Consider the following 17566-nt stretch of genomic DNA (forward strand, 5'->3'; position numbering starts at 1 on the left):
ATCCCTTGGCTCTCAAACCCCATTGGAGTTTGCTGTTGCCAACCGACAAATTAATTCAAAAACCACGAACATTACTAAGTTGAGACTGGATTAAAGATCGGGGGCAGGTCAAGCTAACCTAGTTTTAATTTCAAGGTAGGTAGTGCATGTTCTAAAGCAGAACATGCACTACTATGAATATTTGGAGTTTAACTCCATGCTAAACGAATCAACCTTGCAAGGTTAGCAATCTCCTCCTCTTCGGCAAATGGCACTTGCGAAAGAATAATCCTAGACTCACCAGACAACTTCGCAGCTAGGTGCCCTTTCCCCAAAAGACGTTCAGCACCAGGTTCATCCATGACTAGTATGGAGTTTCGTTTGTCAGCTACCTTGAGAACCAACCTATTCGTTAGGTTCGCTCTTAATTGCATTGGAAGAGCATCTTTATCAGGTCGCTGAGTAATCAGAACCATATTGATACCAGCAGCTCTGGCTTTAACCCCTAGCCGGCTGACATGAAGCTCTACAGCATCTCGATACTCTTTGATCATCATCCAGTCGGCCATTTCATCATGAAATAGCCAAATTCTAGGAAGTCGCTCATTAGTACTGACTTTTTTATTGTAGTTTTCGAGCTTGGTGACACCTGCTTCGGCAAGAAGCTTATTTCTTCGCTCCATTTCTCCAACAAGCTCTTCTAAAGCCTCAATTGCCTCATTTTGTTCCGTAATTAATGAGCCATCTAAATGAGGCATATTTCTCAACCATGGGTAATCCACACCTGATTTGGGATCAATCATTCTGATTCGTGCACTAGATGGCGAGTTAGTAGCGCAAATATCAAGCAAGAGGGATTGAACCAACACGCCTTTGCCACTACCTGACTCACCGGCGATCAGTGTATGGGGGCCATGCCCCTGAAAGCCTCCAAACCCCTCAGAAACATTCAAGTAAAGTAGCTCACCATTAGATTCACATGCCCCCAAAAGTAAACTTGTATTGGATTCAGGAGCAGTAGCTGATAATTGTCTCTGCTTCCAGAGATCCTTCAAGCGCAGAATCGCTCTATTTGGTCGAGCCACCATGATTACCACTTCCATTGGTGCAGCCAATACGTTGATTACATCAATAGCATGAGAGGTGAGCAGTTCTTGTTGTTTCTTCTCTACTTTTGGAACAGTGAGATCATCTGAGCCTCGAAACCTGACTAGAGCTGCGTTGGGGGTTAAGCGTGATCCAATGAGCTCGGCTGTCATGTCATAACCACGCAGGGCTCTTTGAAGCGCTATGACTGTTGCATCCAGCCAAGCTTTAGTTTCTTCATCTTCTTCATCAGAGAGTGAGCCACCATTAACCCATTCAGCCAATTGTCTAGATGGCCACTGCGTCAACAATTCTGCTGGAATAGGTTGCTCTTCTTCATCATTGTCAGCAGAATCTATTACCTGCAGTGATGACTCTTGCGTTTCATGTGTGGCAACCTCTTTTTCAGGTTCAACTTCTGAGCTTGGCAGCTCAGAAGATTCTCCTCCCGCCGGGATATCATCTTGAGAGGATCTAGTCTGTTCAACTTCACTACCACTCTCTTCACCTGAGGATGGAGAGGATTTACTTCCTGATGAAACAAGTGCTTCTGGCCAATTGGCATTGTGATCATTACTTGCAACAGCGTCATTAGATGCAAAAGCTCTCATCAATGCTGCAACTTGGTGCTTATCAAAAATTTGTTGTGTGCAGTGAGACATGCCTTTCAATGGAGTAGGCTCACCAGCATCAACTCGCTCATCATCATCATGAATGAAAACATGAGAGAAACCGACCACCTCGATTGGCACTCTATCTTGCCTTACCTCATCTGACCACTTGTGAAGATCCCAACCGTTAATTTTTTCAGGGCCAAACGGCTCCATGCCTTCAATCATGAAGTCACCAAGACAGTTGAGCCAGATTTGACGATCAATCCTCCGATGTTGAGGATCTAGCGCTCTACTAAGGCGAGCAATCGTCTCCTCTAGTTGTTTAGCTGACTTCTTGGCCTGTGAGCGATAGCCATTTGAAGCCACAAATTTTGCTTCTGATATCGCCACTTTCAATATGGGCTTATCATCCACTAGCCTCGGTGCAATAACCATAATGTCGGCAATCTGCTCTTCACGCTGACCAAACCATGAAGCAAAGTCATCCAAGCAATACCATCCAAAAGGCTGATGGTTACCGCCAAGGAGAGCGCGTATTTGCTCCATTGATAGTACAACGCCTAACAGCTCATTTGCGAAGTGACCATAACGTGCCGCTCGCATGACAACCTGCCCTGATAAGTCATTTGCCCGTTCAATGAGTCTATTAATGACTTTAGAATCTAATTGTGTGATGGTTGGATCAAGCTTATCTACTCGCTCCTTCAACAACACTTTGAGTAACATTGGGTTCGAAGTTGTAGAGACCACGACATTGCGGTCATAGCGTCTGTCATGAATATGACGAATAACACTCACCCCATTGTTGCTCAAGATGCGCCTATCGACTAATTCATCGAAATTTACTACCCACTCGCCGAGTTTGTGTGTTTGGCGAAGTACCTCAGCAATATTTCCATCCCTAAAGGTCACTTCTCGAGCAGGAATAACATCTTCATTTAACGCGTTATCACCATCAAGATAGCCATGCACAAGATTTAGATAACTCTGACAAGCTTGAGGTTGAGATGGACAAGCAAGGTAGACAGCTGCTGATGTGTCAGTCAACGCGACAGGACGACGCCTAGACCACCTAACAGGAACATGTTCTGAGAATTCTGGTGCCCTCTCACCAGGCGCTCTTTTCCACACAAGCTTCGCGTTACGGGCAACGACATCTTGGAGAGCCACTATATCGGCTACTCGATAACTATCATCCTCTGGCAAATCTGCAGCATCCAAAAATCCTACTCGTAAACGAGATAAAAAGTTTCTTGCTGCTTCACTCGCCATAACAGAACCAGACTCTTCACTGACGTTTACATTCTGTTGCTCATAAACACGTCTGATTGTTCTTGGATTTGAGTGAGTCAGTAACAAGTCACATTGAAGCTCATTTTCTTGTTCAACCTTACTCGATAACTCTGATGCTAAGGCACTCGGTAGCGCTTTTGACTCTGCATTGAATAACACCATTGAGAAGTTACTTCTTTCATGAGGAAGTAACGTGAGATATTGCTCACCGACTTTACTAAAAGCCTTAGCAGCTACACTTGGTTCGACATCTAAAGTATTTTCTCCTGTGCCATTAGCGTTCCTGAGAGGCGGCTCAGCAAGAGTGTAATCGTACTTTTTATCTGCTACTGCAAGTAAAATCGGACGGTCATCATCAAAGCCGATGCATACCTCAGGGTAGAAATTTGAAGATAATTCCATTTCTCTTTGAGCAAATAGAAGATCTGCCCTGAAAATATCTTCTTCATTAGCTTTGAGGGTATCCTTGATTAGTTTTGCAGTTTGCTTAGCTTTGATAGCTATTTCAGCAAGCCGCAATGGATGCCATGGGGTTATTATTGCAGCTGAAGCTCCTACACCAATATTAGCCACCCCTATTCGCAAAACATCCTGCCAAAGTTTTTCACGAGCAAGATCATTATTAGCGTGTCTGCTGAGCCCATCGAGAAGCAGTCCATAAGCTTCAGCCTGCTCAACTAAGTATTTTGATGATAGCCCTGCCCCCTCATCACTAATCCAGTCTCTTATAGCTGCTGTGTAGGAAAGACAAAAAGTATCAAAATGTTTACGGATGGTCTCGAAATCCGCTTTATTGACACCGGTGACCTCTGATATTTCTCTTAGAGCAGAAATGAAAGCCTCACCCCTATCACAATTGGGGTCATTGGGGGCAACCAGCTTTCCTTCATTGGTGTTGGCCACGTCTCTGATCGTGTTGATATCTGCTAAATCAACTCGTTGGATAGTACCTTTGGAGCTAACTGACTGTCTCGTAATATCGGCAGAAGATAAAAGTGCATTGGATTCTTTAAGGTTTGCGATGCTTATCAAATCATCAGGCAAGGCCGTTGCAATAGCATCGACAGCCATCTCCCAATAGAAAATTAGCTTAGCATTAGCTCCTTGTGGATCTAGGACTACCTCAAACTTTAATGTTCGGGCATCTTTTGATGCAGTTGTAACTTTGGCTAGATCTTCATCAAATTCAGAAAAATAAAAGTCTCCCAATTTTCCAAAGTCAAACTGAACTTCATCACCGAAGAGTTTTTCTATTCCTTGATATCGATAAGCGAAATATCGGGCAACTTTTGGGTTTTTATTCCGCCAAAAACTTTTCTTGCTGGCACCAGGAATAACAATGCTCAGCTTTCTATCTGATAATTCATCGTCGTTAACGCGTCGACGCAAACTATCAAGCGTATCGATTAACCCTACCCAGAAGTCATCATAGGTTTGTGGATTGCGGAAAATATATTTTTCCCAAGCGCTAGATAATTTTTTATCTCGGGCTAGGTGCTCTCTATGAGTCTCAAAAAATGCTTCAAGGTCATCTGTAGGGTTTTTAGGGAAGCTAGCCGAGAGTAATTCTCTCTCGTATTCTTCAAGCTGATCTTCAAACTCATCATCAAAGAATTTGACGGTCTTTTGCCCCAGAGAAAGTGGTTCTGATTTTGTAACACCTTCAAATAAATCAGATATGGTGCGCCAGTCTAGCTCTACTAGGGCTTTTTGAGGCGCTGTCCACTGGTCAATACGTAGGTCGGCATCTAGAAAGTTCTCAATAATGACGCGTTCTGGCTGCTCTAAACGCTCTAGCATCTCAGCATAATTAGTCTTTAGCTGTTCAGGGGGGATGGCTTCACCGCTCTCAGTTTCACGTACAAGGAGAGGTCTTATTTTGGTGTTTAGCTTTCTAAAAACTTTATTCCATTCACTAATAGAATTGCGTCTCTTTTCGGGTATACGATCGAAGTTAGCAGAATACCTAGGGAGCTTCAGGCTCGGTAATGCCTCGTCTAACGCTTTTTGCAGTGGCAATCCTTTATCAACTGCTTGTGCGATTGCTATGACAAAATCTGCAAAGGTTTCGATAGTTCGAGCTGCATGCGATACATTGGTTGATTCCAATGCGGTCAACAAATGCTCCCGTTTCGATGGCGTTAGATGCGCCTTGGTCAGACCTGCTGAATCAGCCCATGTCTCATAGCATGCGCGCAGAGTGTCAGTTTCGATCTTAGTAACCTTTTCAACACTCTTGTCATTTCGCTGCAACTCCTCTTGGGTAGCAGCAAAGAGAACTGCACGAATAGGTCCGTCCAAACGACAGTGCCGCCAATGAGTTATGGACTCATTACTTATCAACTCAGGGCCTAGTTCTCCACTGCTGTTGAATGTTGATGAAACTTTAATTAATACCTCAGACTTAACAGATTCATCACCGGCCACAGCATTTGCGATAGAACAGACTAGGGAAGACTCTAAACCAAGCATACAGAAGCGAAGCGTGCCTTCAGGTTCTCGCTCCATATGTTTCTTAATGAAGTCTAGTGCAACTGCTGCAATGAGCTCATTCCTTGTCATAGCTCACTCCTAAAAGGATTTTCTACATAGGCACAGTCATCTGATAGTCGACGAAGTAAGCCAAGCGTTTTCAAACGTTGCTCTAAACGCTGAGTATTTTGCATAAATGCATTTTGATCGGTTGGAAGATTGCCAAACGCTCTCTCTGCCTCATTAGCTCCAATGATGATTTGGAACCGGTCGTAGAGCTTTGAAAGAAAACGATGAAATTCCTCCCGTCCCTCGTCGACCGTAGAAATAACTAGAGCTTTAAGTAGGGAATCATCTGGGGAGTACCATGTCCCTGCTCCTCGTCGGGATACAGCCAAACCAATCTGTCTAGTCCACTCAGAATGCACTTTAGCAACATGTTGTTGGTGACGGTTTTCTGCGTATTCACGCAGTGAATCGAATATTGACTGCGCCCCTCCCGACGGAGGGCCATCTTCTGGCTCCCATGCAAACCGCTCTGTTAGATATTGGCGCATTGCATCAGCTGGTGCCCTGGCATCAAGCGCGGCTTCCCAACGCTCATCTTCTTTTGCTGACTCCACAAATGCTCTTACAGCACGACTAGATAACATCCTATTTGCGGCAAAATTTTCTTTTGATAGCTCAAAGATAGTCGTTCTCTTAGGAGATGCTATTTCAAGAACAAATTTCGGTTCACTTTTATCACCAATTTCTTCATTCGATCTCCTCAACATATACAACAACATATGCAGCGATGTAAGTCGCATCAGGGGATCAAAAAGGGCTTCACCTGGTAAATCAAGTTTTAACAACTTGATCCATGTGTCAGCTAATGCGAGATACTCAGGACGTTCTGAAAATGGTAAATAACCAATACCACTATCAATTAGATTCGATGCCGCCTTGTATCCCTCTGGAAGTAATGCTTGAGAGACTCTGTTCCATCTATCATCTTTGCGAAGTAATTTTTTTGCAATGAGTTCAGAAACTTCCTGTCCTTTACCACTTCTATTTAGCATCAGGTAGAGCAATTCCCCACCCCGACCAAAAAACCTTCGATCTGGACTCCCTAGATTTGCTGGCAAATCAGCATAAATACAATTCGGTCCGTAGGGGAAAAGGAAGCGTGAACTCCAACGTCTTTGACGATGGGGTTCGATCGAGGTCGTCTGAAAAAATTCTATAATACGAGCCAAACGAGAAAATGACCCGAACCTTTCTTTTAGATATCGAAAGTCATTGTCATTAGAAAATGTTCTAAACCACTCATGCCATTGCTCCGCATCTGTGTTTTTAGTTTCTTCTATGTGATGAATTTGTGGGTTATTAAAAATCAGTTGGCGAAGGGGCACTAACTTGGGTATGTGATAAGAGAAAGTCTCATGCATTCCATCTTGTTGGACTTCTTTAAGAGCGCGTCCTTGCTCTTCTCGAGAACAGAAAATTGCAAGGAATTCCAATAAGACAAACCATGGGGTTTGATCGTTGTAGAAACGATGTCCCCAGATAGCCTCATCAACCCATATTTTATTACCTTGATATTTGACAGGAGCTTCAAGACGTACACTCATTGTCCTAACCTTATGTGAATTTCTTCATCTTGAGCCCTGCCATTACTATCAACAGTTATTGCAGTAAGAGTCACTTCATCGTCCGATGATTCTTCCCCTATGATTCTGTCGAGTTTTTCAATCAAGCGTAATTTGAAATCGAGGAAATCTTCATGGCATTGCCTGGAAAAGCTTGCAGGCAAACTCCCATTAGCGACTCGGACAAGGTACTCGAAATGTGTAAGTTGGAGGTTGAGGCTATCAACGATCCCGCCCAGGGTTGGGTCAGTTATCACAAGGCAAGCCGAGGCCTCATCCGAACCCAGTGAAAATTCAATATATGGATCTCGGCGGTGTTTCTTTATTGACAGGTCGTAATTAAGTATTGAAGCAATACGGCCTCGCCCATCCCCCCCAGATGAGGCAACATATAACTTTGTCCCATCATCTATCATCATTCCACAAAATGTTCGATTGAGACCTCGAATTAATGTTTCTGCGGTTCTTGAGACATCTAAACCTTGTGCTAGGCCATCAATGAAGTGAAGAAACCGCCCAGATGATTGGTATACAGTTAAGCGCCACGGGTCCAAATTCTGATTCTCTGGAAGAGTAAAGAACAAACGCTGACGCTGACGAGAGAGAGCCCTCATGAAAGTCTTAGTATTTTCTCGCTCACCTTCTAAGTAATCTTGTAAGAGGGGCTTGTAAGCAAGCGCGCCATATTGTTTATCTTCCGAAATGAGCTCTTTATATAGTTCGGAGTCACTATAGGCTCCATAAATTAGTAAATTATCAAACCTATTGTCTGTCTCACGGCCTACACCAAAGGCTTCTAGTGTATTGAAAACTTGATATTGCTGTCGCTGTCTTTCAGGTAAGTTCACCCCAAAAACATTGGCATAGGGATTTGTCAGTCGGTAATCACCGCTTTGGGCTCTGTTGTGAGCTGTTCGACAAGTCAGGAGTGTTTGCTGTGGATGTTGATCTCCCAAGAGGATATTTATGCCAAGCAGCAATAGGTCCCGTATTGGAATATGAAGACGATTTGCACGTGCTAATCTGAGCAGATGTCGTAATCGTCTCCGGAAGATAGATTCGCCTTCTGAGCCTCTGAGTCTTTGACGATTAATTCGAATCGGACATCGTGATGTGCCACCCTGCCCCATCAGCTCACAGTTCTCACAAAGCTGCCACTGAGGGTGCTCAAGAATTTGTTCAACCAACCTTTCAAAATGTTCAGACGCATCAAGACTGCTGAGATTAAAGAGGGACAAATTTAACCTTGAATCAGAGTTCTTACCCTCAACGAGCATGTCCTCTACAATTTTGAATGTGGTATGTGCTTCAGGTGCTTCACAATCTGACCAGTCTCTCCAACTAGCTAATAATTGCCCATCATTAGCGGCTATCAGAAAGACTTCTTTTGCACTCTCTGAGGAAAGAGCCGAGTTGAGAGAAGCGAAGAGTATTTTTTTCTCTTCCTGAGTTAATTCACTTAGGTCTTTAACAATGGTCAGATTTTTTGATGAATTTGGGAGCGCGAGAGTGACAATTTTCTCGCCGGCTTTCCATCTTTCACTATCCCCACCAAAGTGGGTCCAAACACTTCTGCAATGAAAAGTTTTCCCATCACCAGCCGTCCCTGTCAGGATGACATTTTTAGGATCTGTTGATTCAAAGTTTTTTAATACATCGGGAAGTTTGGCAGGTTTGATTTGAATGGCTGGATTGATCCCATGTCTATCAATTTCAGACTGGATCAGCTCGTCATACATGTTGTCACTGGTCGTGATGGGACCATAGTGTCTCAGAAAAGAGATTAACGGATTCGAATTTTCCATAACTACTTCAGATGTGCTTGTCATCCATATTACACAGCTATCTAAAGTAACCTACAAGATTCTCAATAGCAATCTACTGGAGACTGTTAGCCATATTCCAATCGGCTCAACAGTTCTTTATTACATATCTGATAAAAATGAGCTTCGGTAAAAGCTTACTATTCACTCTCTAGCTTAAGTAGGTCCCCAGGCTGACATTCAAAATACAGACAGAGCTTTTCAAGTGTCTCAAAGTCAATCCGAGTCGTTGTCTCATGATACAGGCGACTTACAGTACTTCGGTTGATGCCTGTTTCGTTAACAACATCTGCAATTTTTAACTTTTTAGCGCCCATTAACGCTGACAGGGTACATTTTACCATTACAAAGCACCATAATAAGTCTTTAAAGAATCAAAATAGTGTTGACAAGACACTATAAAGCATCATAATGTATCTCCAGAGCATCATAATATTGCTCTTGAATATATTGGAGATTATCTATGAGTGAGACTTACCTTACAACAGAAGAACTTGCGGAGCGCATTAAATACACACCACGGACTATTCGTAGTCAATTGAAAGATTCAGTTCTACTTGAAGGCATCCATTACATACGCCCTTTCGGTGGAAGAAAAACGCTTTATCTCTGGGAAGCCATTGAAAAAGATATTGGCAAAGTCTCTAAAGAAACTGGGGCAGTATTGCCAATGGCTTCGGGAGGTTATTGCCATGGGTAATATTCGTGTTAGGAAAGAAACCGGCAAATTATTTTTCGATTTTCGGTACAAAGGCAAACGCTGCCGTGAACAGACAAAACTTGATGACACGCCAGCTAACCGTAAACGGATGAAAATCGTCCTAAACAAAATCGATGCTGAAATCACACTTGGCACATTCAATTACTGGGATTACTTTCCTGAAAGTCCGCGAGCTGAAGAGTTTCATCACCTAAAGCAACTTGGAGATAAAGCCTTTACAGACACGCCACTATTCAAGGATTTTGCAGAAACTTGGGTCAATGAGATGCAGGCCCAGTGGCGGCTGTCTCACAAAGAGGGGGTTGAGCTCAATTTGCGAAAATACATCTTGCCCAAATTTGGGGAAAAAGAGGTTGGCCACATCACTAAAGCTGAAATACTCGCTTTTCGTTCAGAACTCGCCAAAGTCACCAAAAAGAAAAGCGGAACACCACTCTCAGCTAGCCGTATTAACCACATCATCACGCCATTGCGTATGATCCTTAACGAGGCAGCCAACCGATTCGATTTTAGCTCACCCTACCACGGAATCAAATCATTAAGAGTGCCCAAGACTGATGTAGAACCATTCAGCATCGAAGAAGTACAGACAATCATCAACACGGTTCGCCCTGATTATCGAAATTACTACATTGTTCGATTCTTCACCGGAATGCGTACCAGCGAGATCCACGGTTTGCAATGGAAGTTTGTTGATTTTAACCGCAGGCAAATCTTGGTAAGGCAAGCATTAGTTCGTGGTGGACTCACCTACACCAAAAATGATGGCTCATTTCGGGCTATTGATATGTCAGAAATGGTCTACGACGCGCTCAAAGCTCAACACAAAGTAACTAAACAGTCTGAGTTTGTTTTTTGTACTCGCCAAGGGACGCCATTAAACCACAACAATGTCTGCAATAGAGTCTGGCAGCCCCTACTTCGGCATTTGGGCTTGGCTGTCAGGCGCCCCTATCAAACCAGGCATACGGCGGCGACCTTATGGCTGGCTGCAGGCGAGTCTCCCGAATGGATCGCAAGACAGATGGGGCACACCACCACAGAAATGCTGTTCAGGGTGTATTCACGGTATGTCCCGAACCTGACTCGCCAGGATGGCAGTGCTTTCGAGCGACTGCTCAAAAATCATTTACAGCTGAATAAACCTAAATGAGAGGTACTGACGTGACGCAAGAACTGATTATCACTCCCTTCTCCGCATACAGCGATGCCAATAAAATAAAACAAGCCGCCTGGCTGGTGTGTTTCACCTGCCAAATTGAATCTGATAAAAACAACCTAATAGCACTGATTGGTAAAGGTGATGAACCATCTAATCGTCATGCTATCGAAACATGGCTTGAACGCCGCCTGACTGAATTTGAGGATGAAGATTTATTCATCCAAGAGGTTGAGCAACTCTCATACAAGCTACTCGACAGGCTTAATCAATATCAAAGAACGGTTTTCTGATGCATTATCAATGAGCCATCATCGATAATTACGCCGCCACTTTGGCGGCGTAATTATTTCCTGGCGAGTCGTCCAGCTACTACTGGATCCCAAAATAAGTCTATGGATGCAACGAAAAGTCGCAAATAGACTTAGAGCTCAACAGCCAAAAGTGAGACCTGCATCACGTTTTTAATCTTGCATGATAAGCGTTAGCTGATACCTTGGAAGTAGACTTTCGGAGAACTGAATGACGCAAAAAAACTGGTCACTGGGTATCAAACTCTTTAATGACATTACTGAAAGTATTTTGCTCTCGCAAAGCTTGAAAAATAGCTCAAGCGATGCCGAGAGAGTGTTATCAATCATCGGCAAAATCTTTAGCGGGCACCTGAACAATGAACTGAACCAGAAGCTCTACCCCATTACGTTAGTACACACGAACAAGATTTCATCGTTAGATGATTTAACCGTGGAGCTTGAGTTTACTCAGGACACTCAGCAGCGAAGTCTGGCTTTTGAAAGGAGCAACGAAACCCTGTCTGATTTCTTAGAAGCAGTCCTAGTGGAAGCCGCCAAAGTCATCGACGACATTCATCAGATGAACCCAGATTACCCCGAACAGGTAACAGTCAGTGCCAAACCATTGCAGAATGGCATTCAAACGAAAAGCGTTTTATGTGCTGAATTGGTCAATACATTGCGGCGCAGCAATATCAAAATGGAACCACTGACTTTTGTTTTGCCGAGTGGAAAAACATTAGATATGCACCTCAAACGCATTCAAAACCACAGCCTGCTAACCAGTGAAAAGACGATTACATTAACGGGCCGTATTGTTGACTTTTCAGATCTCGACCAAGTGCTAAAACTTCAGGAAAAAGGCATGCGGCTCATTCATAAAATTCTGATCCCATCGCTTAGAATGGAGACGCGAGAAGCTCTTCTCGACTGCTTCAAAGCGCATGATCTTGTGACTGTCACTGTCACCCCTCGCAATAAACTCATTAGTGGCACGGAAGAACCCAGCGACTACGAATTCATCAACTACTCGCTACCGCAACAAAAAATTGCCTAGCGCGAAACTTTGTCAGCTTTGAGATGCAACCAGACGATGAGGCAAAAGACTACGCGATTGAGTGTCTGAAGTGTTTTCCAACGTGCTGGTAATGAGGTCACTTTCAGCACAGCTTCCTTTTGCAATTGATGGTCAGACATCATTTCAAAAAATGACGGATGACTTTCAAGCCAGCTACTGCATTCCACTGGTAACAACTCCCCAGGTGGATGGAACAATTTAAATCTTGCGTCTTTTAGCGGCAAGAATGTCAGTATTTCTATAAATGCTGACAATCCAGACTTTGTCGAGAATCGCCAACTCTTGCCATATCGCCTATCCTCCTTCCAGGTAGCTAAATCTATAACTGAATAATTGAAGAGGCCTTGTGTCATACTTGCGTCTAATTCTATGAGATTCTGATCTATCTCGCCCAGCAGTGAACTCAACCGTTCCACTTCAAGCACGTTCTCTTGGAATTTCAGGCGATCTTCTTGCTCTTTGCCCATAATCGCATCGGGATCAACAAGTGGTACTTGATAAAACCGATATCCAGTTTTCGCCTGCACTAAAGAGGCAACCTTCAATACGCCATCAATCTCAGTGTTTTCGTAGTTACCGTGTACTGAAATATTTTGCATCCGAGCACTCTGAACCAACAGCCTATCTATCTGTTGCAGATTTATCTTTTTGCTAGTTTTAGCGTAATCATAGCGCCACGGCTCAGGCTGGTTAGCAGCTTGAAACTGCGCATTTAAAGTTGGGAAGAGTCTATTTATGGGTTCGCCGGCAAAATAGGCCTGCAACGAGTTTTTACCTTTCGAACGCTCACGGCGTTTTTGCAGCGTCGATTCACTTTGTCCCAATAGATATGCCATGGTTTTCGGCGTCAAATTGGGCGCGTACTGATTAGAAATCGCCCTACCCAAGATCTCTGGAAAATGGAAATAGCTCGACATGGTGGTTTTAATTGATGCATGCCCCATGACATCAGCAATTGCTTGGAGCTTAATGGTGGGTTCATCTATTGATGACCACAACAACGGTAAATGTTGTGATCCGATACGTCCAATCAACTGGCGTGAGATAGTTTTCCACATCCTATCGCTAAGGGGGTAAGCATATGCCATCAACCGATTAGCAAAACTATGCCTCAAGTGATGAAAGCGCAGACTATGATCGGCACTGACGTGTTTTAATAACTTATTCAGCAAATCCTGTGCTTGTTGTTTATCTATTGTTTTTCTGGGCGACTCGCCATCAAATAACAATAGCGTCTGGTGATCTTTTTCCACCCATTCCTGCATTTCATTAAGAACCGCTTCCCAAGCCTTTTTCTCCAGCTCATTAAATTGTCCTATGAGTGGTATTTGCCTGACTCCAGCCCAAGTTTTTAGATCGCCAAACACGGTACCTCGAATCTGCAAAAAAACTGTATTCCTTTCACGCTGCACATCAATAACGCGAAGCTTGAACACCTCCCCAAACCGTAAGCCAAAACGAAATCCTAGAATTAAAGCGGTCATATAACGTGCCTTTAACCAGGGATTTAATCCCTCTTCGTCATTGATGATCTGCAGAGCCTGATCATATTCATTGACTAAGAGAATGTTGGCATCCACTGAGCGAGTCGCATCATCAACACCAGCAAAAGCATAAAGTCCTGACCAGTTAATAGGAGGTAAAGAAAGGTGAGTTTTCAAATACGCATGGAAATCGTAAAGGCGGCCTAAGCGATAGGATTTATCACTATCGCAGGTTTCCAAACACGCCCAGTAAAGTGCCTCTAGCGCATCTTCATCTAAAGACCGTAAATCAGTGACTGCGAGAGCCAGAATCGGGTAAACAATTTCAGTGGCATAACGCTTGATGGTCGAAAATGCCAAATTCTCTTTTGCCATCCCCGAACGACAACGGGCGACAAGCCAGGAAATCAATATTTTGCCATTGATACTCACATCCCCTTGCTGAGCATAAGCTTTTAACTGCTTTGCCAACTTTGCTCTCAGGGCTCTACCCCTCTTGTCAGCACCAATTGGCAAGCTTGCCTCAACCTCGGAAAAAATTGTCTTAATGTGCCGCCAGCACTGTGTCGCAGAAAGACTCCCTAGTTGTGTCTGCTCTAATGCAGGAAGCCATTCCGCCACTTGATCATCGACTTTTTGTTCAGCATCACCCTCGGGCAAAAAGGTCTGATCCGACAACAAACTGGTAAACCGATGCAAAGGTAAGTGTCTGCCCTCGAAACCTGGCATCCAATAGCCATGAAGTGCTCCTGGTAAGTGCCAGGCATTTAAGGACTGAGCTAACGCTGAAAGCTTTTGATACACGTTGTCACGGGAGCACTTCAAACCTAGCTTTTTAAGGAGAGCAACGAGATTGTTTTGCAGCATTTCCAGTGCGTCATGAACTCGATCACGATGATATTGCTTTCGTATATAAATGAGGCGGGACAAGCTCAACGCATCTGGGAGCCAGCGTTGTTCGTTTAATTCGATGATGACATCGAGATCACCTACTCGATAGGCACATCTAAATACTTTCTCCGGCAGCATTTTCAGCGCTTTTGGACTTGCCAATCCTCCAAATACGGCTGCCATCACAACGAGCTCAGCCAGAGCCGGCTCAATAGCCACATGCTGTTCGGTACTTGCGAAGTTTGCCAAAAGTGATGTCCGGAGTTTTTTAAATTGCTGCCAATCATCGAAAACGCCTCGACTAATGACCGATGACTCCGCTGGTAAGGGCCGGGTATTACGAAAGGAATCAACTGACACACCCTTATGGTTCAAATTTGCAAGCCACCGTACACCCAGATTGACGCCACTTTGAATACTGAGACCAGCGTCATGACAGTCATTTTTTATGCGGTTGAAGAATCCGTTAAGCTGCTCCTTTTCGAAATGAGAGATATCAGTGCCAGTGAAAATATCGGCTCTCGCCTTTGCCACAATCTCTTTGATTTTAGCCTGTGTTTTCAATCGCTTTAATCGACGTTTCTCGGGGCCGAGGACCTGTTTTGACTGGCTGGTGAACAATTGATGTTTGAATTTTTTTGGCAGCCTGATTCGATCACGATTTTGCCTGTAAGGACTGATATGTCTCCAACCCAAGCTTTTTATTGCCCGATCGATTTCCTTTGCCAAGCTCACAAAATCACTAACTGGCTCATGCCCAGACCTTGGACCATGACGGTGAGATAAACCATGGATATGACCAAGATATAACTCAAGGGTGCCAGGGGGCACACCACTATCTATGAGAAACTGACACATCACTGAACGTCCGGCATTCGCCGGCAGTTCTACAAATCTATTCCAATATGACTGTATGCTTTTCTGGGTAACTGAGAGAGATCTAACAGCAGACTCATCGATCTCAAAAAAAACAGGCAGATGTTTTGAACTTCCTTTCAAGCAGCTCAGTATCGCGACACCGAGTTGTTGTCTTTTTAAGGATTTATCTCTGTAAAGCCTTGCTCCCAGTTGCCTTAGATGACGACGGTAGGTTTCAAGCTGCTTTTGAGCAGTTTTGGGAAGAACCTGATATCGGTACTCATGGCGAGGAGAGACGACCTTATCACTGATCAAGACACCCTCATTGTCGATATCAAAATCACTCCAATAACAAAAAGGATCCCGAACTGGACGATGACCCGTTGCAAACATCATCATCGTCAACGTGAAATACATAAATGCATTATGTGATTGGATAATGTTGGCAGGATAGTGTTTTAATTCGGTTTTGAGATTTGCCGAAATGCCCTCAACCAGGCCTCGCACGCTCTCTGGCAGATGAGTGCGCTCCCCAAAATCAAGTCCAAGTAAATCCTCAGGAATGTTAAGTAAGGCCTTTGTCGCTTTTTGATAGGACTGGGTCAGTTCATCACTTCCCAGCACACGGTAATACATCAAAACAGGCGGCTCAGTTTTTAAATCACCTGCAATTGTGGTTATGACTAGCGGATCTCTTGTCTGATAGGTTAACTCTGCTGAAAGGGCAGCTGTCAGTTTGGAGAGCTTCAGACGATAGCGACCATTCTGCCGCCAATGACGCAGTAAACGGTGAACTTTGGACAGAAAGTTATTTTCAGTTTGAGCTGTCGCAGCAAGGAGGGAGTCACTTCCAGCCAGTCGCTGAGCATGTTTTTCGAGCCATGAAAAAGCCCAGTCAGGTAGAGGCAAAAAACAATTAGCAGGTGCGGCATTACTGTCTGAGCGAAATATTTTAGGCGGCTCAGGCAATGTTTTTATTAACCGTCCCTGTAGATCAATAAAGCCAACAGCGCTCCATCTCGTATTAATAACTTGAGTGACATCCAATCCGAGCAGATAAACCAGGACAACGGCAAAACCAATCACGCTCTCATTGAAGTCTTTTTCAAGCTGTAGTTTAAGCTGTTTGACCAGCTCCGACTTCTCAAGCTCGTTGATTGATGAGGTATCGATTCTGGAAAACGTTTCAGACTTTTGAATCCAGGTTTTAGCTTTTCGAACAGCAAAGTCAAAAATTATAGGATCATCTGCCGCTTTATCGTCAGATTCAAAAACAATTTCTTTGCTCGGAGGCTCACCAGGCTCTGATGTGGTTTCATAAATTTGTTTGATTTTCCCTGGCAGCTTTACATCGCCACTAGGAGAACGCTTTTTTGACTCAATAATTGCTGTCGAGTAATCATTTTTGCTTCGAAAGGATTGTGCTCGTGTCCTTTCAATGTTTGCGAGGTTTTGCAAAACGTAAAACAGCTTGTGCTGCATCTTCGCGACCTTATCAGCCTCAAGACTTTTCAGACTCTCTCGCAACCTGGAGAGATAATCATCAGGCTCACCGGATAGTGAAGACAGCTTTGATAATAAGTCATTTCTGGGATCAACTGCTCTCGCAGAGAGTCTGATTTCTCGGCACGCTTCATATGCCGATGAAGGTGATTTTTGGTGAGAAATATACAGTATCAGTATGATGCACATCCCATCATATACCGGCTTGCAGTGATGATCCGCAGACTGCATCAGTGCTGAGGCCATTGGCGACTTTTCTAACAATCCGGCAGCTGGATTACCTCCTCTACCCACACCGCGACGCCTTAATCCCATGTCCCTAAGATAGTTAAGTGAAGCGCTTATGCTCTCAGGGTCAAGACACTTGGGAAGACTTGGCAATTGCTTACTGTGCAAAGCAGCCAGACTAGCCAAATCCTTAAGCCGCTCAAACAGGTCAACAACAGGACGATATTGGAGATTGACCTCAAAAAAAGTGGCAATTGCTTCAAAGTCACTCTCACCAACCATGTCAAATAGCCCCTGTTTGAAGAAAAATTAAGGGCATGGCAGAGCGCGAATTCCATGACATATACCCGCCACATGCTCTATTGAAACAGGCAAGTGAGAAGAGTTTTTTAATCGAATTTGCTACTGAAATATGCATCACTCAAGTCATTGCTTAGATGGTGACTCGAGCGT

Annotated in this window: 9 protein-coding genes; 4 read left to right on the plus strand and 5 right to left on the minus strand. The window is 44.0% G+C overall.

The window, feature by feature from the left end; all coding sequences use genetic code 11:
- Positions 1–188: 188 nt before the first annotated feature.
- From FH755_RS13420 to FH755_RS13435, 4 genes are all read right to left on the minus strand, one after another.
- Positions 189–5534, minus strand: a complete 5346-nt coding sequence (locus FH755_RS13420; RefSeq protein ID WP_292441620.1) for an FtsK/SpoIIIE domain-containing protein — start codon at positions 5532–5534, stop codon at positions 189–191.
- On the minus strand, positions 5531–7057 hold the full coding sequence (locus tag FH755_RS13425) for a hypothetical protein (RefSeq protein WP_292441621.1): 1527 nt from the start codon (positions 7055–7057) through the stop codon (positions 5531–5533). The genes FH755_RS13420 and FH755_RS13425 overlap by 4 nt, the downstream gene beginning before the upstream one ends.
- Positions 7054–8814: a hypothetical protein gene (locus tag FH755_RS13430; RefSeq protein ID WP_292441622.1), complete on the minus strand. Its 1761-nt coding sequence runs from the start codon at positions 8812–8814 to the stop codon at positions 7054–7056. The genes FH755_RS13425 and FH755_RS13430 overlap by 4 nt, the downstream gene beginning before the upstream one ends.
- 224 nt (positions 8815–9038) lie before the next feature.
- On the minus strand, positions 9039–9242 hold the full coding sequence (locus FH755_RS13435; protein WP_366658791.1) for a helix-turn-helix transcriptional regulator: 204 nt from the start codon (positions 9240–9242) through the stop codon (positions 9039–9041).
- A gap of 119 nt (positions 9243–9361) precedes the next feature.
- Between FH755_RS13435 and FH755_RS13440 the strand changes: the two genes are divergently transcribed.
- From FH755_RS13440 to FH755_RS13455, 4 genes are all read left to right on the plus strand, one after another.
- Positions 9362–9598, plus strand: a complete 237-nt coding sequence (locus tag FH755_RS13440) for a hypothetical protein (protein ID WP_292441623.1) — start codon at positions 9362–9364, stop codon at positions 9596–9598.
- A complete protein-coding gene (locus FH755_RS13445) occupies positions 9591–10772 on the plus strand; it encodes a DUF3596 domain-containing protein (protein WP_292441624.1) in 1182 nt (393 codons plus the stop codon). Before FH755_RS13440 ends, FH755_RS13445 begins: the two co-directional genes overlap by 8 nt.
- 11 nt (positions 10773–10783) lie before the next feature.
- On the plus strand, positions 10784–11071 hold the full coding sequence (locus tag FH755_RS13450; protein ID WP_292441625.1) for a hypothetical protein: 288 nt from the start codon (positions 10784–10786) through the stop codon (positions 11069–11071).
- A gap of 229 nt (positions 11072–11300) precedes the next feature.
- Positions 11301–12128: a hypothetical protein gene (locus FH755_RS13455; protein WP_292441626.1), complete on the plus strand. Its 828-nt coding sequence runs from the start codon at positions 11301–11303 to the stop codon at positions 12126–12128.
- Here FH755_RS13455 and FH755_RS13460 read toward each other — a convergent pair.
- Positions 12125–17395 (minus strand): site-specific integrase, encoded by a 5271-nt coding sequence (locus FH755_RS13460; RefSeq protein WP_292441627.1) that lies wholly within the window; start codon positions 17393–17395, stop codon positions 12125–12127. The two genes, FH755_RS13455 and FH755_RS13460, sit on opposite strands and share 4 nt — an antisense overlap.
- Positions 17396–17566 lie beyond the last annotated feature (171 nt).

The sequence above is a fragment of the Methylophaga sp. genome, from assembly GCF_009711715.1.
Classification (GTDB): Bacteria; Pseudomonadota; Gammaproteobacteria; order Nitrosococcales; family Methylophagaceae; genus Methylophaga.